The organism is Pectobacterium sp. F1-1, from assembly GCF_025643735.1.
GTDB classification, from domain to species: Bacteria; Pseudomonadota; Gammaproteobacteria; order Enterobacterales; family Enterobacteriaceae; genus Pectobacterium; species Pectobacterium colocasium.
Genome location: NZ_CP104733.1, coordinates 3,138,640 through 3,158,256 on the forward strand (window position 1 = coordinate 3,138,640; position 19,617 = coordinate 3,158,256).

Here is a 19,617-nt window from a genome sequence, read left to right on the forward strand (position 1 = left end):
CTTCCTCCTTTACCAGCGTGTGTATACAGTCTTATAGGTCAAAATAATGTTCAAAAAAATAGCTCTTTTAATAATTCTACTTTATTAGGTTGTAACGCTTTCCAGAGTTACAACCTGTTATTTACTATGAATTAGCCAGCCAATAACTTCCCAAAATCAAACGCACTCACCGCCTTCTCCCGATTCGCATCGAGAAAATCCGCCCACCACTGCAACATCAAACGACGTTCATCCAGATGCTCCGCTTTATGAATGTACGCAGCACGAACACCGTTACGTTCCTGATGGCTCATCTGTCGCTCTACCGCATCCCTAGACCACAACCCTGACTCAATTAACGAACTACAGGCCATGGTGCGAAAGCCATGACCGCATACTTCCGTTTTGGTGTCGTAGCCCATGGTTTGCAGCGCTTTGTTTACCGTCCCTTCACTAACAGGTTTTCGTGACGAATGATCGCCAATGAAAACCAGCTCGCAATGCCCACTCACTTCTCTGATCTTTTTAAGGATCTCCAGAGCCTGACGGCTTAGTGGAACAAGGTGTGGCGTGTGCATTTTTGAACCGCGTTCGGAGAACTTCACGCCGGGGATTGGTTCACGCTCTGGGGGAATCGTCCATAAGGCACGCTCGAAGTCGATTTCCGGCCAGCGGGCAAAACGGAGTTCGCTGGAACGAATGAAAATCAGTAGGGAGAGGTTAATAACCCACTTGGTAAATTCACGACCTTTGTAACCGTCGATCCGGCCAAGAAGTTCAGGCAAGCGTTCGAGTTCCAACGCAGGGCGGTGTTCGACTTTGCCGGGCATAATTGCCCCTGCCATATCTTGCGCCGGGTTATAGTCAATCAGTCCATTTTGTACGGCATAGGTCATGATGGCAGTCACACGTTGTTTTAGACGCTTAGCCACTTCTAAACGTCCAGAGCGTTCAACGTTTTTAATCGGTGTCAGCAAGTCGCGTGTTTTCAAATCTGCGATATGTGTGCTGCCAATAGCGGGGAAAATATTGTCGCTCAGGCTTTTCAGGATACGTTCGCCATGGGATTCCGACCACTTCTTGTTGTCGGCGTGCCAGGCGCGAGCCACAACTTCGAAGGTCTTTTCATCCTCTTCCTGTTTGGCTTTTACCGCTTTCTTATGTTCGCGGGGATCGATGCCCGCAGCGACCTGCTTCCGAGCGTCATCCCGTTTCTGACGCGCTTCAGAAAGAGAGACTTCAGGATAAACGCCTAATGCCATGAGATGTTGCTTGCCACCAAAACGAAAACGCAGCCGCCAGTATTTGGAACCATTGGGATGAACCAGCAGAAACATCCCATCACCGTCAGTCAGTGAATACTCTTTTTCTTCTGGTTTTGCCGAACGCACTTTGATATCGGTCAGAGCCATTATCAATATCCTCATTGGTGCTTACGGTGAGTATACAGAGCAAGATAGAACCAACATATATACTCAGATGTATACTCACAAGCAAGTTGATGTAGGTTGAATTGCGTTGACGTTGGGAGAGTATGGAATGAAGGGGAAGCCAGTAAAACCGTGGGTTTTAGGCAAAAAAATAGACGTCGGTTGACGTCTATTGATGTATCAATGGTGCCCGGGGCGGGACTTGAACCCGCACAGCGCGAACGCCGAGGGATTTTAAATCCCTTGTGTCTACCGATTTCACCACCCGGGCATAAATATTGGAGGCGCGTTCCGGAGTCGAACCGGACTAGACGGATTTGCAATCCGCTACATAACCGCTTTGTTAACGCGCCAAAATATTCAGGTCTCAATGACCAACATCCGCTATTGCCGATGCTTTAAATTGGAGCGGGAAACGAGACTCGAACTCGCGACCCCGACCTTGGCAAGGTCGTGCTCTACCAACTGAGCTATTCCCGCAACACAGAACTTACTGATTTTTTTAACTTCTTACAAACCAGCGTTGCTGTTGATGCGGTGCATTCTACTGACCTGACACGATGAGTCAACAGAATTATCAAGCAACCACGTTCGTTTGCTGATTTTTACGGCGCTTCGATCAAGGTTCAAGCAAATCGTGACGCGCCGCGTTTAAATATTGGAACATGGACCAGAAAGTGAGCACCGCCGCGATGTACAACGCCACAACACCAACACCTTCAACAATGCGTTCCGGCCGCCATAGCAAAGCAAAAAGCGCCATCATCTGAGCCGTAGTTTTCACCTTTCCTACCCACGACACGGCGACGCTACTTCTTTTGCCAATTTCAGCCATCCATTCGCGCAAGGCGGAAATAATGATTTCCCGCGCGATCATCGTTGCTGCTGGCAGCGTAATCCACCAGGAATGATAGTATTCCGCAACCAGCACCAACGCGACAGCCACCATCACTTTATCCGCAACGGGATCAAGGAAGGCGCCAAAACGCGTGGTCTGTTTCCAGCGGCGGGCAAGGAAACCATCAAACCAATCCGTCACGGCAGCAAATACGAAAATCAGCGCACAAAGCAGTGGTGCCCAGACGAACGGAAGATAAAACGCCAGCACAAAAAACGGAATAAGAGCAACACGAAACAGGGTAAGCAACGTCGGTATATTAAATTGCATAGCGCTTAGGTAACTATCTGGCTGGAGTGGATACTAGGAGTATGTTGCTACATTGTCCCTAGTGTTTCAATGCATGGAAGATCTTTTCTGCCAATGCATGCGAAATTCCTGGAACATTTGCAATCTCCTCAATACTGGCATTCATCAACGGTTGTAGCCCCCCCATGTATTTCAGCAGGGTTTGACGACGTTTAGGGCCGACACCTTCGATAAGCTCCAGCGTACTGGTACTCTTGACTTTTGCTCTCTTTTTACGATGTCCGCCAATCGCATGATCATGTGAATCATCGCGAATATGCTGAATAACGTGCAACGCAGGAGAATCAGGTGGCAGTGCCACGCCCTCGCCTGTTGCCTCAAAAAACAGGGTTTCCAATCCAGCTTTACGATCGCTGCCCTTTGCAACCCCAAGCAGCAGAGGCTTATTTTTATCCCATGATACTTGTAACGAGTCGAATACGGCTTGAGCCTGACCGAGTTGCCCCTTCCCGCCATCAATCACAATGACATCAGGTATTTTACTCTCATCCAGCGCTTTACCGTAACGACGTCGGAGGACTTGAGCCATGGCAGCATAATCATCACCGGGCGTAATACCACTGATATTATAGCGGCGATATTCGGAACGTAACGGACCATTCGCATCAAATACCACGCAGGATGCCACAGTCTGTTCACCCATCGTATGACTGATATCAAAACACTCCATGCGATGAATTTCCGGCAGTTGCAAGACGCTTGCTAATGCAGCCAGACGCTGATGAATTGTGGATTGTTGAGACAGTTTTGTGACTAATGAAGTGGCAGCATTCGTCCGCGCCAGTTTTAAATAGCGAGCGCGATCACCGCGGGGCTTCGTCTGAATCTGCACTTTTCGCCCCGCAACCGCCGTCAGGGACTCCGTTAATACGTCTTTATCGGGCAAAGTAAAATCAAGCAGAATTTCTGCAGGAAGCGTTCGGCCTAAGCTTCCTTGTAAATAGAACTGCCCAACAAACGTTTGCACCACTTCCCCTAATTCCGTACCACCAGGCACTTTGGGGAAATAGCTCCGACTGCCAAGCACTTTTCCCTGCCGGATAAACAGGACATAGACGCAAGCCATGCCAGCATCAAAAGCCACACTGATCACATCCAGATCTTCACCGTCGCCGGAAACAAATTGTTTTTCCGTCACCCGTCGGACCGCCTGAATCTGATCGCGTATCCGGGCCGCCTCTTCAAAATTCAGGTCGCGACTGGCGGCTTCCATTCGAGAAATGAGTTGATTCAGTACTTGTTGATCTTTGCCAGACAAAAACAGGCGGACATAGTCAACCTGCTGCTGATAATCCTCATCGCTTACCAAACCGCTAACGCAAGGCCCAAGACAGCGGCCGATTTGATATTGCAGGCAAGGACGAGAGCGGTTGCGATAAACGCTATTCTCACACTGGCGCACAGGAAACAGTTTTTGCAGCAATATCAGCGTTTCACGCACGGCATTGCCGTTGGGGAATGGGCCGAAATACTCGCCCTTCGCATACTTGGCACCACGATGAACAGCCAGACGTGGATGAGTATCACCGCTCAGAAAAATCATGGGGTAGGATTTATCGTCGCGCAGCAAGACGTTATAGCGCGGCTGATAAAGCTTAATGTAATTGTGTTCCAGCAGTAAGGCTTCAGTTTCTGTGTGCGTGATCGTGACATCAATATACTTGATGCTTTTGACCAATGCCTCGGTTTTACGGCTGGCGACATGACTGCGGAAATAGCTGGCAAGCCGTTTTTTTAAGTCTTTTGCCTTACCGACATAGATGACCGTATCACCCGCGTCATACATACGGTAGACACCAGGCTGGCTCGTTACCGTTTTTAAAAATGCCAAAGCATCGAAACTCTCACTCACTACTTAACAATGTCTCCGCGGTAAAAAGCCCATGCTTGATAGCCAGATGAGTCAACTCTACGTCGCCGTTAATATTCAGCTTGCTAAACATACGGTAACGATAGCTGTTCACAGTTTTAGGGCTAAGATTAAGTTGATCTGAGATTTCAGTCACTTTCTGCCCCTTCGTTATCATTAGCATAATCTGTAATTCGCGTTCAGACAAACACTCCAGCGGTGCGTCCGTTTGCGGTTCCAGCTGGCTTAATGCCATCTGTTGGGCGATATCAGAAGCAATATACCGTTTACCTGCGTGTACTGCTCGAATGGCGGAGATGACTTCCTGAGGGGCAGCAGCTTTGCTCACATATCCCGCAGCTCCGGCCTGCATTACTTTTGCGGGTAGTGGATTCTCCGTATAAATAGTGAGCATGATGACTTTTATATCTGGAGTAAAACGCAGGATCTTACGCGTTGCTTCAAGCCCACCGATCCCCGGCATGCTCATGTCCATCAGGACAACATCCACATCATTGCTTCGGCACCATTTAACGGCATCTTCACCACAGCATGCCTCACCAACCACTTTCAGACCTTTGATATCGTCAAGAATGCGTCGTATCCCTGCCCGCACCAGTTCATGGTCATCAACAAGAAAAACGCTAATCAAAGAATAATTCTCCAAAAAAGGGAGTAACACTTACATAAAAAGTTGCTTGCAGGTGATACTACGTTGGTTTCAAAAAATAATGAACACTGATTTATATGAATATGTATTTTAAAATATGCCGAGAAAGAATAAAGCGCGTTCCCGATCATAACAATATATCGTCAAGCTGATGGTGTATGTCGATCACATTCTTAACATTTCAAATACGCCACGCAGTATAAACAGTCCGGCGGCACAAAATGTATAAAAAACAATGCAAATCAAATGGCCTGCAATTGGCTTTACATCTTAAATGTCAATAAAAAGTCACTATTGTAATCGGAATATCATTGGGAATTTTATCATCGCCTATCACTTTATTATACAAATAATATATTCAGTGAAGCACGTCCATAGTGAACATCATATGTATTAAACGAAACACATCTATAGCCTTTACCACGAAAAAAAACCAAGAATATAGACGCTCTTTTAATAAGTTAAATGCATAAAAAACAGTCACTAAAATGGCGTTATCCACGAATAATATCAATCCACAATATGCTTTATGGTATACTCCCGTTCATCTGGTTCTGCCTGCCATACCAGCGGTAACGCCCGCAGCAGGCGAAGAAAAACATCTTTTTCTTGTTGAGGAGAAAACATGAGCAACGCAGATTTTTCTACTGCCGCATCCGCTGAAACACTGGCCCACGAGGTTACCTGCCTGAAGGCGATGGTTACGCTGTTATTAAAATCAATCGGCCAGGCAGATGCCGGTAAAGTTATCATCAATATGGAAAGATATATTGCTCAATTGGAAGATGCCGAGCAAGCCGCTGTTTTTGATAACACGATTAAACAGATCAAAACCAGCTACCGTAAATAGCACTATTTGCTACACCGCCATGTTAATAATTTGCTCTGGCGGTGTAGTGATATTTAGTGTTGCTATACTGATTAGAAAATAGAGACTCTCGTCTATTTATTTCCAATACTGATGAGTTTCAAAAGTAGCGCCTCTTCTTTCTTTTTATATTGCGATAATTCTGTCACCAACGCTTTATCCAGAAGCTGTTTCCTCGAGAGTGATTTTCTTTCATCAACCAGTTCTCTCAGCTCGGTGAAGCATTCATTGATTTTGTACTCTTTAGAACTTTCAGTACAAATTATTTCATGGATTGCCTGACTCAGTTCAGACAACGAGATAACCGATTTTGGATCCTGGTGACTTTTTTCTATGACAGCCAGTAATTTTTCGAATCCCATATGACCCTCCGAAATCAAGCAGAAACTTGCTTATGGCTAACCAGGAAACTCCAGCTACTTCTAAACGCCGCCCCAGTGGATGTGAACACAGCCCTGTGCAAACTCGTCATATTCAAGCTACATACGCGCTGGCTACACGACTCAGCACACTGATGTGTACTTCTGCGCACGTCGCCCTAAAAGGGCAAACGCCTTGCGCTGTCCAAAATGTGAACGTTTTGCCTGCAACTCGAATGATGTAGAGCAGTTCAACCCGCAATATCATTATTACGCTCTGTCGACTATTCCGTCTGTTAAGCATAGCACTTTCTCGTGACTCTTCAGAGCCCGTACGACACATGCCCATCACGCAGAACGATGACTTTCAGCAACATCATCAGCCGCGTTATATCCTCACCAACATTAACGTGCCTATGAATAAAAAACGCCATAGAAAAGCCGATCTATTAAGTAATAAGATTGTGAAAAAAATGAGATAAAATAAAAACCCGGAGAGTGATGAAATAACGCAGAAATACGGATAAATTTAAGAAATGATATAATTAGAGAAAAATTAACTAAAAAGAAAAGCAATAATAAAAAACAAAGAAAATAAACATAACTCATTGAAATTGTTGGTGGGTCGTGCAGGGTTCGAACCTGCGACCAATTGATTAAGAGTCAACTGCTCTACCAACTGAGCTAACGACCCAACGGGGAGGATTATTCTCCTCCCTGATTCATCTGTCAAACACTTCATATTAATTTTTTATACGCGTTAATAGCATTGTTAGCGATTGGTAAATTTGTTAACCTGCTCAACCTATTTATCTATGCCTATCATCGTTTTATATCCTCTTCATTTTAGGGCGAAAAATATACAGCATCACTTTACATCATTATCTGCCCTCTTTATGCCTGGCTATCTCAGACATCCGCTGTAATAAGTACCGCGGTTGCGCTATCTTCTTTGTTTCGATTTTCGCAAACGAGAGCCGCCAAAGAGCTCAAAAAACATCACAGACAGAAACAGGAACGTGTACTTAAATGGTCGAACAATCAAAAGAAGCCGCAGGCCTTGCTCCTGAACAGGGAGAGGGACTGCAACGGAATCTGACTAATCGTCATATTCAGCTCATCGCCATCGGCGGAGCGATCGGTACTGGGCTATTCATGGGCTCAGGTAAGACAATCAGCATGGCAGGCCCGTCGATCATCTTCGTTTATATGATCATTGGCTTTATGCTATTTTTCGTCATGCGCGCAATGGGGGAGCTATTACTCTCCAACCTCAACTATAAATCATTCAGTGACTTCGCAGCCGATCTGCTTGGTCCGTGGGCAGGTTTCTTCACTGGCTGGACTTACTGGTTCTGCTGGGTCGTAACCGGGATCGCCGATGTCGTCGCGATTAGCGCCTACTCTCAGTTCTGGTTCCCCGATTTATCACAGTGGGTCTCCTCCCTGCTTTGCGTTCTGCTCTTACTTACGCTTAATCTGGCAACCGTGAAACTGTTTGGTGAGATGGAATTCTGGTTCGCCATGATAAAAATTGTCGCCATTGTTGCGCTAATCGCCGTTGGCGCTGTACTGGTCATGATGCAATTCTCTTCGCCATCGGGCAACGTCGCCTCTTTTACCAACCTCTGGAATGATGGTGGCATGTTCCCCAAAGGAATAAGTGGTTTCTTCGCTGGATTTCAGATAGCCGTATTTGCCTTTGTCGGCATCGAACTGGTTGGCACGACGGCTGCTGAAACGAAAAACCCGAAGGTCGTATTGCCTCGGGCGATTAACGCCATCCCGATTCGTATCATCATGTTCTATGTTTTTGCGCTCATCATGATTATGTCCGTCACGCCTTGGAGCGCGATTACGGCAGATCGTAGTCCTTTCGTAGAAATGTTCGTACTTGTCGGCTTACCTGCGGCTGCCAGTATGATCAACTTCGTCGTCCTGACGTCTGCGGCATCTTCAGCGAATAGCGGCGTTTTCTCCACCAGCCGCATGCTCTTTGGTCTGGCTAAACAAGGCGATGCACCGAAAAGCTTCGGCACGCTCTCTAAACGTGCTGTCCCTTCGGCTGGACTGATGTTTTCCTGTATCTGTTTACTGTCTGGCGTCGTGTTGATCTATCTGATTCCGAACGTGATGACCGTCTTTACGCTGGTAACCACGGTTTCCGCAATCTTATTCATGTTCATCTGGAGCATCATCCTGTGCTCTTATCTGACCTATCGTAAAAAGCGCCCGCAGCTACATGCCGAATCATCCTATAAAATGCCATTGGGTATTGTTATGTGCTGGGTATGTTTGGCCTTTTTCGCTTTTGTTATTGTACTGTTAACGTTACAGCCAGATACACGGCAGGCGCTCATTGTTACGCCGCTGTGGTTTATTGTTCTGGCTATTGCTTATCAGTTTATTCGACGAAAAAAGCAGGCTGTTGACGTGAAGTAAAGCGTATAAATGCAAGAAAGGCGCGGACAACGTCGGCGCCTTCAAGTTTTTTCAGCAAAATCACCCATAGCAGAAGTATTCTCTATTATTGAATATAAATAATTCTCAATTGGATATACGAAGATTAATACGCGATCAATTAATGTCGTTACCATTGATATATAAGAAAGTTATTCCCGTAATGAAACGGTTGTGATTCGATTGATATTTTTTGCCAATAGTTCGAAAGCTAATGAATTATGGTCATCCTTCCGCTGAGAAGCATCAGCAACCACACCTTCTATTTTTCTATTTAACTCATTGATTTTGCTGTCATCAAATGTTGAAACAATAGCAGAAATCAGCATCTCTAACGATTCAATCTTCGCGTTAAGCGCTTTTTCTCCAACTTCTTTTTCTGCCAGCTTTATTAAAAGATGAGAGAGGATATTATTCATTTGAACTCCTTAATCAAAAAAATAACCGTCATACACCCATAAGGTAACACCTGTCTTGACGAACAGGATTAGAGAAAACATAACGAAGATTAATGTAACACTGTGAATGGCCTGATCGCTAGTGTCTATTACCATTTTAAGGAAATCATATTCACATTGCGGCAATAAAATGAAGTTGCAGATAAATAAACCAAATAAATAAAAAAAATAAAAAGCCATTTTATTTTTAAGAATGACCTCCCTGTTTTGAAGAAGACCGACAACGCGAAAATTGTGATGAAGTTCACGAAAAAATAAAAACACATCGATTTCTGACAGAACGTCAGAAAAGAAAGTCAGATTGAATAGCCAGCCATCGGGGAACGGCTGGCTTTAAACGTTAACGCTTACGCACTCATTGATTGTCGTGCGCCACTCACCGCATCCTTTGCCTGTTCACACTGTGACAATATCGTCTGTGCGTGAGAATAAAGAATTTTCCCCGCCTCGGTAGGCGTCACACCGCGTCGACTCCGCACCAGCAGTTGTTTTTCGAGTTCACTCTCCAGCGTCGCGACCTGCTGGCTCAGCGCCGGTTGTGCAATATGCAACAACTCAGCAGCCTGCGTCAGGCTACCGATATCAACGATTTTCACAAAATATTTGAGCCGTCTAAGATTCATGTCTGCCTCCTGAGTAGTTACTCTAAAGAGGTAGCAAAAAGCGCGCCATATTATGTTTCTATGCCTAAGAAAAAGTGATACCTCATTGATAAGCCACAGGTAAAATAAGGAAAAGCAATGATTCTGCTAATCAACCTCCCTGCTTTTGCCTGAAGAATCAACCACCGGGCGAATACCCGTCTGCACCATCCTAAAGCAAACCCTGCTATTTTAGAGTGCACGCTTGCCCGCTCATCGATGCGTATCACGACTTTCCTGTGCTCAACTTGGGCAATAATTTCAATATGTTGGTTATTAGTTCGTCAATCAAACACCTCGAGTGATAACAGCCTTTGACAACCCGAAACGCTCCCGCTATTATCCATCGCACTTAACCGATTCCTCTGTAGTTCAGTCGGTAGAACGGCGGACTGTTAATCCGTATGTCACTGGTTCGAGTCCAGTCAGAGGAGCCAAATTTAGAAAATCCCGCTTAAAGAAATTTAAGCGGGATTTTTGCTTTTCAACATCTTATCCAACAAATTCACGTGCAAAACATTCCTGATGCCCACGTTTTCCTTCTGCATCGTGAGAATGTGGTGGTCAGATTGGTGGTCAAGTTGGTTCGATGCCGGAGTGCCCCCCAAATGGCGCTTAATGACTCAAATATCCGCAACGTAACGGTATCCGTAGAAAGTGGATCACTACATCACGGGAAATGCTCTGCGGCTGGTTAGCCGTGCCAACGAACCGTTGCTACGGCGAGTAAAGCTATCGACGGAATAACCCTTTCAACACGGCTGTAAACTTACAAAGAAGCAAGTTACGCGTGGATAATATTCAATTTCAGGGAGTGGCTAATTTTGGGGCGGGATGTTTCGCTGTATAGCTTAGTGTCATGCTAGCAGGTTCTATCGCCGTCAGCCCACCGCTTGATATCACTTATATTTGGCGACCTGATGCCTGTACTCAAGATATTCTTCGTGGTGTATAGATTGATCTTAGCTTTATCACCACCATGGTTTTCTATCTCAATTAGTGTGTTGTTAATCAGCAGTCCTTCTGAAAGAAACTTTTGATTGATCTCGCCTTCTTGCCGCTCGCCGTCAAACTCACTAAATACGATGACCGGATTTCCTGAATATGACTGATACTCCAGACACTGCCTTGCCATGTACCTTAGCGTTCGATAAGTATCGGACGCTCCCGTCTTGCTAATGAAACTGCCGTCTAAAGACGATTCGCTATTCTTTAAATCGCTTACGGTTATGGCACATCCGCTGAGTGATATAGAAAATACTATTGTAACCAGGGGCAAATATTTCAATTTATGCTCCATTATTCTGGTAAGTGTCCTACTCCGAGTTGGGACTAAAACGGTGCTTTCTTTCAGACGGAATGGTGATTTGGGAAGTCAACAATAACCATGAGTCCACCTTCTGCTGACGTGATCAGGAAAACACGACTGTTGTGTTGTTGCGCAACCGCTTTGACTATTGCAAGCCCCAACCCGCTCCCACTTTGTATCTGATTGGGATCACGAAAGAATCTGTCGAACACCCGCTCCCTCAATTCAACCTTGATGCCTGGCCCTGCATCTGAGATACGCAATTGAGTGGATTTATCTAACGATCGTACTTCTACCTCAACCCGCCCGCCGTCAGGACTGTACTTCACAGCATTTTCAATTAAGTTATCGATCAGCGATATCAGGCGTTCCCTGACACCTGTAATCCAGACTTCATCATGAGAGTAGAACTCAAGCTCAATTCTGCTCTCAGCAGCTAGCGGTGCCAACTCAGCCATTCGCTCTTGTATTAGCGTCGTCAGCGGTACAGGCTCCATAACCGTGTCAATGCGTGCTTCACTGTGCATCAGCACCAGCAACTGATTGACGAGACGAGCAGCACGGCTATTGCTGCGAATAATCCCTGCAAGTAATTCCTGTTGGCTAACGTTACTTACATCGGACTGTAAAGCCTCAACATTGACTCGCATTGCCGCCAGCGGAGTACGCAACTCATGTGCGGCATCGGCAATGAAAGTCCGCTCCCTTTCCGTGCTTTCTCGTACCCTGGCAAGGAATATATTAATCGCGTCCACCATTTGGCGAAGTTCCATGTGCTTGGGAACTGCTTTTAAGGGAGAAAGATCTTCTGGTGTTCGCAAGGAAACTTCATTTGCCACTTTGTTCCAGGGGCGCATTGCAATGCGGATTGACAGCCACGCGGGAAACAACAGAAAAGGAATGCATACCAGCAGCGGTAATATGTAATATCCGCGCGAGTTCAGGTATATGAAGAAGTTCCAACCTCCGGCAGGCGTGACCAGTGTCACCTCTGTGTCGGAATGACCAGACTTCACAGTACGGCTAGTCCAGGTTCGGCCGTTACTCTGAATCTTCTGAATCATCCCATAATCGGTGTTTGTCACGCCTACTGGAGCGCCATCAGATGAATAAATGATCGCTTTATTCTTCCGAACGATTAGGCTGATTGACATTTTTGGGTCTTCACCTCCGCCATAACCTTCCCGCAGCGCCTCGCTGAACGTTTCCAGCACATCGGTTAGATCGTGCGGGCGATCCCCCATACGATCCACCAATGTCAGAATAGTTTCATAGGTTTTGCTGCCTGATAGCATTGGAGGGCTACGTAAGTTATCCCATAAAATGTAGGTCAGAAAAATACACCAAAGCAGCGTGAGTAATAGCATCTGGGCGATCATAATTCGCCGTACGAGCGTTGGGATTCTCAGATTGCGCCAAAAATTACGCATCAACCGCCCCCCCTTCTGAATGGGTAGAGCCTGTACATAAATTTGTGTAATTGCCTGATTTTGATATGTTCAATCCAACATCAAAAGCAGGTTAATTTATGGACGAAAAACAATTACAGGCACTGGCTAACGAACTGGCCAAAAATCTTAAAACACCTGATGATCTCAGCCAGTTCGATCGCCTGCTGAAAAAAATCAGTGTTGAAGCCGCCCTTAATGCTGAAATGTCCCACCATCTCGGGTACGAGAAAAACCAGCCCAAAGGAGCCTGTACATAAATTTGTGTAATTGCCTGATTTTGATATGTTCAATCCAACATCAAAAGCAGGTTAATTTATGGACGAAAAACAATTACAGGCACTGGCTAACGAACTGGCCAAAAATCTTAAAACACCTGATGATCTCAGCCAGTTCGATCGCCTGCTGAAAAAAATCAGTGTTGAAGCCGCCCTTAATGCTGAAATGTCCCACCATCTCGGGTACGAGAAAAACCAGCCCAAAGCGGGTCTTAACGCACGTAACGGTTATTCCACAAAAACGGTCATTACTGGCGATGGCCCGCTCGAACTGCGTACTCCGCGAGATCGTGATGCCACATTCGAACCTCAACTGGTGAAGAAAAATCAGACCCGGATAACCAGCATGGATAACCAAATCCTGTCGTTATACGCCAAAGGCATGACTACCCGAGAGATCGTCGCGACGTTTAAGGAACTGTATGACGCAGATGTGTCGCCGGCCCTGATTTCAAAGGTCACGGACGCAGTGATGGAGCAGGTTGTTGAATGGCAGAATCGGCCGTTGGATAGCCTTTATCCCATTGTTTATCTTGACTGTATTGTCCTTAAGGTCCGTCAGGATAGTCGTGTCATCAACAAATCCGTGTTCCTGGCCCTGGGCATCAATATCGATGGTCAGAAAGAACTACTGGGTATGTGGCTGGCGGAAAATGAAGGGGCGAAGTTCTGGCTGAATGTGCTGACGGAGCTGAAAAACAGAGGTCTGAACGACATTCTCATCGCCTGCGTTGACGGTCTGAAAGGCTTCCCTGACGCTATCAATGCGGTCTATCCGCAAACCCGCATCCAGTTGTGTATAGTCCATATGGTGCGCAACAGCCTGCGCTTCGTCTCATGGAAGGACTATAAGGCCGTCACTCGCGACCTGAAGGCGGTTTATGGGGCCGCGACGGAAGAAGCGGCGTTGCAGGAGCTGGAAACATTCGCCAGGGTCTGGGATGAGCGCTACCCGCAAATCAGCCGGAGCTGGCGTGCAAACTGGGCGAATCTGTCAACATTCTTCGCGTACCCGAGTGACATCCGTAAGGTGATTTACACGACCAATGCCATTGAATCACTGAACAGCGTCATCCGGCATGCCATAAAGAAACGCAAGGTGTTCCCGACAGATGACTCAGTAAGGAAAGTGGTGTGGCTGGCAATACAGTCGGCATCAAAAAAATGGACGATGTCGATCCAAAACTGGCGGCTGGCGATGAGCCGCTTTATTATCGAGTTCGGTGACCGCCTGGACGGTCACTTCTGAGAAATGGCATTTACACAGAATCATGTACAAGGTCAATGGGTACGGTGTCAATGACAAACCCCACGCCTCTCACCGTTCGCACATAGCCGTCACCGATTTTGCGCCGCAAATTTCCCATATGTACATCGAGCGCATTGCTCATATTTTCTTTTGCACCGAAGATCCGTTCTTCCAGAAAACGACGTGTCAGAACGCGGTCAGCGCGCAACATTAATGTTTCAAGCAGCGCGTATTCACTTGCCGTCAAATCAACATGACTCTCACTCACTGTCACGCGACGAGTCGGCGCATGGAGAGATAGCCCTCGAATTTCTATCACCTCATTCTGAAAACCGTAACTGCGCCGCACAAGTGCTCTCACCCTGGCCAATAACTCGGCGAGAACAAAAGGTTTGACGAGATAGTCGTCTGCACCGGCATCCAGCCCAGTCAAACGATCTTGCAGAGTGCCTCGAGCCGTCAGGATGATGACAGGGATTCCCTTGAACTGCTGACGCAGACGCGTCAGCAGGCTCATGCCATCACCGTCGGGCAGGCCGAGGTCGAGCAATACCAGTTCTGGCACGCATACATCGAGTTGATGCAGAGCATCCACTTTACGGCGAACCCATATGACATCTAACCCTTGGTCTGTCAGGGCAATACGTACGCCATTGCCAAGATCGATGTCGTCTTCAATTAGGAGAATTTTCACAATAGCCACTTTATCAACAGTGAATGAAGAACGTCTGAAGAAAAAACGATATCAGGGAATCTATCAGGTTTGCAGAACGGGCACTTACTTCAGTATTTCTTCATTTTGGGCTCATGAGAACTTCAGAGTCAGCATTCAAACTGAGCGTTCCGGCGTTTAAAACCGCTTGTATTGTAGTCAGTTGAATCCACAAGGACTTCCTTAATGAGAAACATCGAACTGAGCCATAAGTTCCTCCATTCACTCTCGGGGCGTACCCTGAAAAAATCGTTGTCGGGATTTATCCTGGCGTTACTGTCCACCCCAATACTGGCAGCAGGACAACAACAGGGTAACCAGTTGACCCTCGGGGGAGGCGCGGATGTTGCACCACGTTATTCTGGTTCGGATGAAAGCCGCGTCACGACTGCCCTGGTAATTGATTACTCTATGGTAAATGGTTTCTTCGTCAGTACCACGCGTGGTATCGGTTACGGTAACAGCATCGGCAAATTTGATTACAGCGCTGCGCTGAGTTATCGCGCAGGCCGAAAGGATCGTGACGTGGACAGCGACTCGCTCAGCTACGGTAGTGACGACTTGCGAGGTATGGGTGACGTCAAAGGCTCGGCTATCAGTGTGCTTGGCCTGGGATACGAGGTCACCGACTGGCTTAATTTGCAATTGCAGGCTGAGGTGCCGATTTCTCAGCGAAACAATGGCGAGGCCCTGCATTTCAGCATTGTCAGCCCGCTCTATTCGTCATCGAAAAATTCTGTGACACTGGCGCTGACCAGCAGTTGGGGAACCAGCAAGTACATGCAGACTTACTACGGGGTAAGTGCATCACAGTCGGCGGCATCGGGGTTTACGCGATATGATGCCAGGTCTGGAATTTACGCCTATTCACTGAATATGGGCTGGACGCACAAGCTCAACCAAGACTGGAGCGTAGATGCCGCAGCAGGTTTTACGCAGTTGGCTGGTGATGCACGCAATAGTTCAATTGTTCAACGAAAAACATCGCCCACGGGAAGCCTGAAGGTGACATATAGCTTCTGATCGTTGTTAGATATGTGTTTCTCGGAAGCGTGTGGCTATGCACTATCAATAAATACAAATTCGAACCGCCCTAGTTCAGATGATGGGGCGGTACTGAACAAAAAGAAGAGATCACACCTTTGCCCCCATTAATGGACTGTCCGAGCATCGTATTCTTGAATTCCCTGGGAGAACGGATAGATAGAGACAGGAGTCAGAAAAAACGTGGTAGAAACCGTAACAAATTCAAATAAAAGAAGAGAAACGATGCAGAGATTTCTGCTTTTTAAGTACGATATTTCGCGGTATTTTCTACAACGTGGACGTTAAACAGAGAGTAAGGGTGTCATGAAATCAATCAGAAACGTAGTCGGTGCCGTTGGTTTAGCGGCTTTTATGCTTACAGGCTACGCCCAGGCAGCAGGTTTGCAGGATTCACTTTCCAGCGCGGTTAGCCAACTCGGTCAGAATAGCGCTTCATCCGGCGGATTGAGTGGATTAGCAGGGCTGCTCAATGGTGGCAATCAGGCGTTAAGTGCCGGCAGCATGAACAACGCGGCAGGGATCCTGCAATACTGCGTGAAACAGAAGTTGGTTTCTGCAACCAATACAGAAAACATCAAAAACCAATTGTTGGATAAACTTGGTCTGACTTCTCAGCAAGAAAAACAGCAACAGACTGATTATACACAAGGGCTGGCAGGTCTCTTGAATACCCGCGATGGCAAACAACTGAATCTGAATAATATAGGAAATACGCCTTTAGCGGAAAAGGTGAAGACCAAGGCGTGCGATATTGTCTTGAAGCAAGGTGTGAAATTCCTTTCCTGATATTGATTCATTGGCTCTTGCCAACGGTTTTATTGAGCAGATATCGCGCCAATGCCCCCTTCCTTCATCGCGGAGTTTTCCCTACCTGCCGATGAAGGACAGTATCTTTTATCCTGCCGATAATTTATCCTCTCCCGCATTTTGTCATGACATAAAAATTAAGCCTGCATATATGATTTCATCACCCGACGCCACGCCGGTACCATCGCCTTCTGCGCCGTCAACGCTTGCTGTATTACGCTCTCCTTCGCTGCTGATGCGCGAGATTTTGGCTGGCACCATCACCGCACTGGCACTTATCCCAGAAGTGATTTCGTTTTCTATCATCGCAGGCGTCGATCCGAAAGTTAGCCTGATAGCCTCCATTGTGTTGTGCTTCACCATGTCCTTCCTCGGCGGTAGGCCAGCAATGGTGACGGCGGCGGCGGGAGCCGTAGCGCTGGTTATCGGACCGATGGTACACGCACACGGCGTAGCTTATATCCTGCCTGCCGTGATCATGGCAGGGATCATCCAGATTCTGTTTGGCCTGGCCGGATTGGCGAGAATGATGCGCTACATCCCGCGCTCGGTGATGATCGGTTTCGTCAATGCGCTGGGCATCCTGATTTTTGCCGCGCAGGTCCCGCATATTTACGGGCAATCCTCGCTTGTCTGGCTGCTGTTTGCGCTGACGCTCGCGATTGTTCTGCTGTTGCCTTATGTGGTGAAAAGCATTCCCGCACCGCTGGTCGCGATTGTGACGGTAACCGCAATCGCTATTTTTACCGGCATCACGGTGCCTAATGTCGGCGATGCTGGCCCTATGCAGCCCGGATTACCGGGTTTCACTCAGTGGCTGGTGCCGCTCAATCTTGAAACGCTACACATCATCTGGCCGACCGCGCTGAGTATTGCCTTTGTCGGACTGATGGAGTCGCTGTTAACGGCCAAACTGGTCGACGACATCACGGATACGCCGTCCAGCAAGCGCCGCGAATGCTGGGGACTGGGGGTTTCCAATATCTTCGCCGGCTTCTACGGCGGCATTGCCGGGTGTGCAATGATCGGGCAAACCGTGGTCAACGTGGAGTTAGGCAAAGCGCGCACGCGCCTTTCTACCCTCGCCGCCGCGCTGGTGCTGCTGCTGTTAGTGACCGGACTGAGCGAAATCATGGCGAAGATTCCCATGGTGGTGCTGGCCGGCATTATGATGATCGTCGCGGTCAAGACGATGAACTGGCATAGCCTGCATCCTACGACGCTGAAACGTATGCCTCTGTCGGAAACGCTGGTGGTCATCGTGACGGTTATCGCCACCGTCTCGACGGGGAATCTCGCTATCGGCGTAGCGGGCGGTGTGATCTTTGCCATCCTGCTGTTTGCTCGCCGCGTGGCGCACGTCATTCACGCGGAGCGGCAGGTGAGTGAAGACGGACAATCGGTAAACTATACGGTGCGCGGGCCGCTCTTCTTCGGCAGCAGCAACGACCTCTTCGAACACTTTCTCTATGCGCAGGATCCGCAAAACGTCACCATCGATCTGACGCACGCCCAAATCTGGGATGCCTCCAGCGTGGCGGCGCTCGACGCGATCGAAACCCGCTATCATCGCTATAATGCGAAGGTTGCGATAGTCGGGCTGGATACCCATAGCACCAAAATCCACCAGCGTCTGTCTGGGCACCTCTAAGTCACCCGGCGTTCGAAGACGGCTACCGTCGCGGACGCCAGCGTTGACAACCCGCCCGCCTGTGTGATTAGACTCAATGCTAAGCAGGCTAACTTAAGGAAAGGGTTGATGAAAATTACCGACGTGCGCGTGATCCTCGCGAATCGATATATGTTTGTTGAGGTCACCACTGACGAAGGGCTAACGGGCATTGGCGAATCCGGTACCTGAGGCTTTCTCGATGCCTCCAAAGGTGCGGTTGAGGCACTGCGCACGTATCTGATTGGGCAAGATCCGCTGCGTATTGAACACCACTGGCAGTATATGTACCGCTCGGCGCCGCCATCATGGGGGCCATCAGCGCCATCGATATCGCCCTGTGGGATATCGCGGGCAAATATTACGATACGCCGGTTTATAACGTGCTGGGCGGTCGCTGCCGCGACAAGGCGCGCGTTTATGCGCATGCAGGAGGCCGCACCACGGAAGAAACTATCGCCAACCTGAAATAGGCCAAAGCCGATGGCTTTACCGCGATTGGTCATCTGACGCCTTTTCTGGATGAGTCGCGCGATGCCCCCCTACTTCATCACCCACGCCAAAGAGATCGGCAAAGCCATTGAGCGCATCGGCCTCTATCGGGAAGCGGTCGGTAACGATGTCGACCTGTGTATCGAAGTTCACCGCCGTCTGAAAACCGCCGATGCCGTGGTGTTCGCTCGCGGTATTGAGCCGTTTTATCCCTATTTTATTGAAGACCCTATCGGCGCAGATAACTTCGACTCCATGGCGGAGGTGGCCGACAAAATCAATATTCCTATTGCCACTGGCGAACGCCTGAATAATCCGCAGGAATTTGCGATGTTGATTCGCCGCAACGTGGTCGCCTATGTGCGCCCTGATGTCTGCATGTGCGGGGGGCATTACCGGTGCGACAAAAGTGGCGGCGCAGGCAGAAGCCAACGATTTGATGGTCGTACCACACAACCCACTCAGCCCGGTGTCTACCGCCGCCTGTTTGCAGATCGCCGTCAGCATTCCGAATTTTGCCCTGCTGGAGTATCCAAGGGGGATGACCAGCCGGCGTTGTCGGAAAAATTTGGCGCAACAGGCGTCGAAAACGGCGTACGGAAAAAAGACGTGGTGAAGAACACCTTCAAATGCGTGGACGGGTTTATGGAAATACCGACGCAATCCGGTATCGGTATCGAGCTGG

The 19,617-nt window shown here is 48.0% G+C and carries 17 protein-coding genes, 5 tRNA genes and 3 pseudogenes; 11 read left to right on the plus strand and 14 right to left on the minus strand.

The features are described from left to right. Window positions 1-131 precede the first annotated feature (131 nt). The 7 genes from NAL19_RS13955 to uvrY form a co-directional block, all read right to left on the minus strand. Entirely contained in the window at window positions 132-1,391 is a 1,260-nt protein-coding gene (locus tag NAL19_RS13955) for a tyrosine-type recombinase/integrase (RefSeq protein WP_263057662.1), read from the minus strand. 202 nt (window positions 1,392-1,593) lie between these two features. Further along, window positions 1,594-1,680, minus strand: a tRNA-Leu gene (locus tag NAL19_RS13960). A gap of 8 nt (window positions 1,681-1,688) precedes the next feature. Then, window positions 1,689-1,762 (minus strand) — tRNA-Cys (locus NAL19_RS13965). A 51-nt stretch (window positions 1,763-1,813) separates the two neighbouring features. Continuing rightward, window positions 1,814-1,889: transfer RNA gene (locus NAL19_RS13970), tRNA-Gly, on the minus strand. A gap of 139 nt (window positions 1,890-2,028) precedes the next feature. Next, window positions 2,029-2,577: a CDP-diacylglycerol--glycerol-3-phosphate 3-phosphatidyltransferase gene (gene pgsA / locus NAL19_RS13975; protein ID WP_039533720.1), complete on the minus strand. Its 549-nt coding sequence runs from the start codon at window positions 2,575-2,577 to the stop codon at window positions 2,029-2,031. A 58-nt stretch (window positions 2,578-2,635) separates the two neighbouring features. Next, a complete protein-coding gene (gene uvrC / locus NAL19_RS13980; protein WP_263057663.1) occupies window positions 2,636-4,468 on the minus strand; it encodes an excinuclease ABC subunit UvrC in 1,833 nt (610 codons plus the stop codon). Further along, the gene (gene uvrY, locus NAL19_RS13985; RefSeq protein WP_010279369.1) at window positions 4,461-5,117 is read right to left on the minus strand and encodes a UvrY/SirA/GacA family response regulator transcription factor; all 657 of its coding nucleotides are present in this window, start codon (window positions 5,115-5,117) and stop codon (window positions 4,461-4,463) included. Before uvrY ends, uvrC begins: the two co-directional genes overlap by 8 nt. A gap of 643 nt (window positions 5,118-5,760) precedes the next feature. Here uvrY and NAL19_RS13990 point away from each other — a divergent pair. After that, complete coding sequence (locus NAL19_RS13990; protein ID WP_225085144.1) at window positions 5,761-5,985, plus strand: DUF2594 family protein; 225 nt, start codon at window positions 5,761-5,763, stop codon at window positions 5,983-5,985. A gap of 92 nt (window positions 5,986-6,077) precedes the next feature. Here the strand turns inward: NAL19_RS13990 and NAL19_RS13995 are convergent, their stop codons facing one another. Further along, window positions 6,078-6,365, minus strand: a complete 288-nt coding sequence (locus NAL19_RS13995) for a hypothetical protein (protein ID WP_225085145.1) — start codon at window positions 6,363-6,365, stop codon at window positions 6,078-6,080. Between the two features lie 615 nt (window positions 6,366-6,980). Continuing rightward, window positions 6,981-7,056: transfer RNA gene (locus tag NAL19_RS14000), tRNA-Lys, on the minus strand. 335 nt (window positions 7,057-7,391) lie between these two features. Between NAL19_RS14000 and cycA the strand changes: the two genes are divergently transcribed. Continuing rightward, window positions 7,392-8,804: a D-serine/D-alanine/glycine transporter gene (gene cycA / locus NAL19_RS14005; protein WP_225085146.1), complete on the plus strand. Its 1,413-nt coding sequence runs from the start codon at window positions 7,392-7,394 to the stop codon at window positions 8,802-8,804. 170 nt (window positions 8,805-8,974) lie between these two features. Here cycA and iraP read toward each other — a convergent pair whose 3' ends face one another. Together iraP and NAL19_RS14015 are read right to left on the minus strand one after the other, a co-directional pair. Beyond that, entirely contained in the window at window positions 8,975-9,241 is a 267-nt protein-coding gene (iraP, locus tag NAL19_RS14010) for an anti-adapter protein IraP (RefSeq protein WP_225085147.1), read from the minus strand. Between the two features lie 392 nt (window positions 9,242-9,633). Next, window positions 9,634-9,903 (minus strand): annotated as a pseudogene (locus NAL19_RS14015) (LysR family transcriptional regulator); the annotation flags it as partial. Between the two features lie 379 nt (window positions 9,904-10,282). On the opposite strand from NAL19_RS14015, the gene NAL19_RS14020 reads away from it, so the two are divergent. Then, window positions 10,283-10,358: transfer RNA gene (locus NAL19_RS14020), tRNA-Asn, on the plus strand. A gap of 425 nt (window positions 10,359-10,783) precedes the next feature. On the opposite strand, the gene NAL19_RS21730 is transcribed toward NAL19_RS14020, so the two are convergent. Both NAL19_RS21730 and NAL19_RS14025 read right to left on the minus strand, forming a co-directional pair. Next, window positions 10,784-11,221 (minus strand): hypothetical protein, encoded by a 438-nt coding sequence (locus tag NAL19_RS21730; protein ID WP_317630288.1) that lies wholly within the window; start codon window positions 11,219-11,221, stop codon window positions 10,784-10,786. Between the two features lie 50 nt (window positions 11,222-11,271). Next, window positions 11,272-12,660 (minus strand): sensor histidine kinase, encoded by a 1,389-nt coding sequence (locus NAL19_RS14025; protein WP_263057664.1) that lies wholly within the window; start codon window positions 12,658-12,660, stop codon window positions 11,272-11,274. A 98-nt stretch (window positions 12,661-12,758) separates the two neighbouring features. On the opposite strand from NAL19_RS14025, the pseudogene NAL19_RS14030 reads away from it, so the two are divergent. Continuing rightward, window positions 12,759-12,923: pseudogene (locus tag NAL19_RS14030) on the plus strand (IS256 family transposase); the annotation flags it as partial. A gap of 73 nt (window positions 12,924-12,996) precedes the next feature. After that, on the plus strand, window positions 12,997-14,205 hold the full coding sequence (locus tag NAL19_RS14035) for an IS256 family transposase (protein WP_263057665.1): 1,209 nt from the start codon (window positions 12,997-12,999) through the stop codon (window positions 14,203-14,205). Between the two features lie 10 nt (window positions 14,206-14,215). Here NAL19_RS14035 and NAL19_RS14040 read toward each other — a convergent pair whose 3' ends face one another. After that, window positions 14,216-14,899, minus strand: coding sequence for a response regulator (locus tag NAL19_RS14040; RefSeq protein ID WP_263057666.1), 684 nt, complete (start codon window positions 14,897-14,899; stop codon window positions 14,216-14,218). 204 nt (window positions 14,900-15,103) lie between these two features. On the opposite strand from NAL19_RS14040, the gene NAL19_RS14045 reads away from it, so the two are divergent. The 6 genes and pseudogenes from NAL19_RS14045 to NAL19_RS14070 all read left to right on the plus strand — a co-directional run bounded on the left by NAL19_RS14045 (window position 15,104) and on the right by NAL19_RS14070 (window position 19,548). Next, window positions 15,104-15,940 carry a MipA/OmpV family protein gene (locus tag NAL19_RS14045; RefSeq protein ID WP_263057667.1) on the plus strand — a complete coding sequence of 279 codons (837 nt, stop codon included), beginning with the start codon at window positions 15,104-15,106 and terminating at the stop codon, window positions 15,938-15,940. Between the two features lie 327 nt (window positions 15,941-16,267). Further along, on the plus strand, window positions 16,268-16,750 hold the full coding sequence (locus NAL19_RS14050; protein ID WP_263057668.1) for a DUF2501 domain-containing protein: 483 nt from the start codon (window positions 16,268-16,270) through the stop codon (window positions 16,748-16,750). 172 nt (window positions 16,751-16,922) lie between these two features. After that, entirely contained in the window at window positions 16,923-18,422 is a 1,500-nt protein-coding gene (locus tag NAL19_RS14055) for a SulP family inorganic anion transporter (protein ID WP_263057669.1), read from the plus strand. A gap of 326 nt (window positions 18,423-18,748) precedes the next feature. Next, a complete protein-coding gene (locus NAL19_RS14060) occupies window positions 18,749-18,913 on the plus strand; it encodes a hypothetical protein (RefSeq protein ID WP_263057670.1) in 165 nt (54 codons plus the stop codon). A 61-nt stretch (window positions 18,914-18,974) separates the two neighbouring features. After that, window positions 18,975-19,298 (plus strand): annotated as a pseudogene (locus NAL19_RS14065) (enolase C-terminal domain-like protein); the annotation flags it as partial. Between the two features lie 73 nt (window positions 19,299-19,371). Further along, entirely contained in the window at window positions 19,372-19,548 is a 177-nt protein-coding gene (locus NAL19_RS14070; protein WP_411561435.1) for a hypothetical protein, read from the plus strand. Window positions 19,549-19,617: the final 69 nt, after the last annotated feature.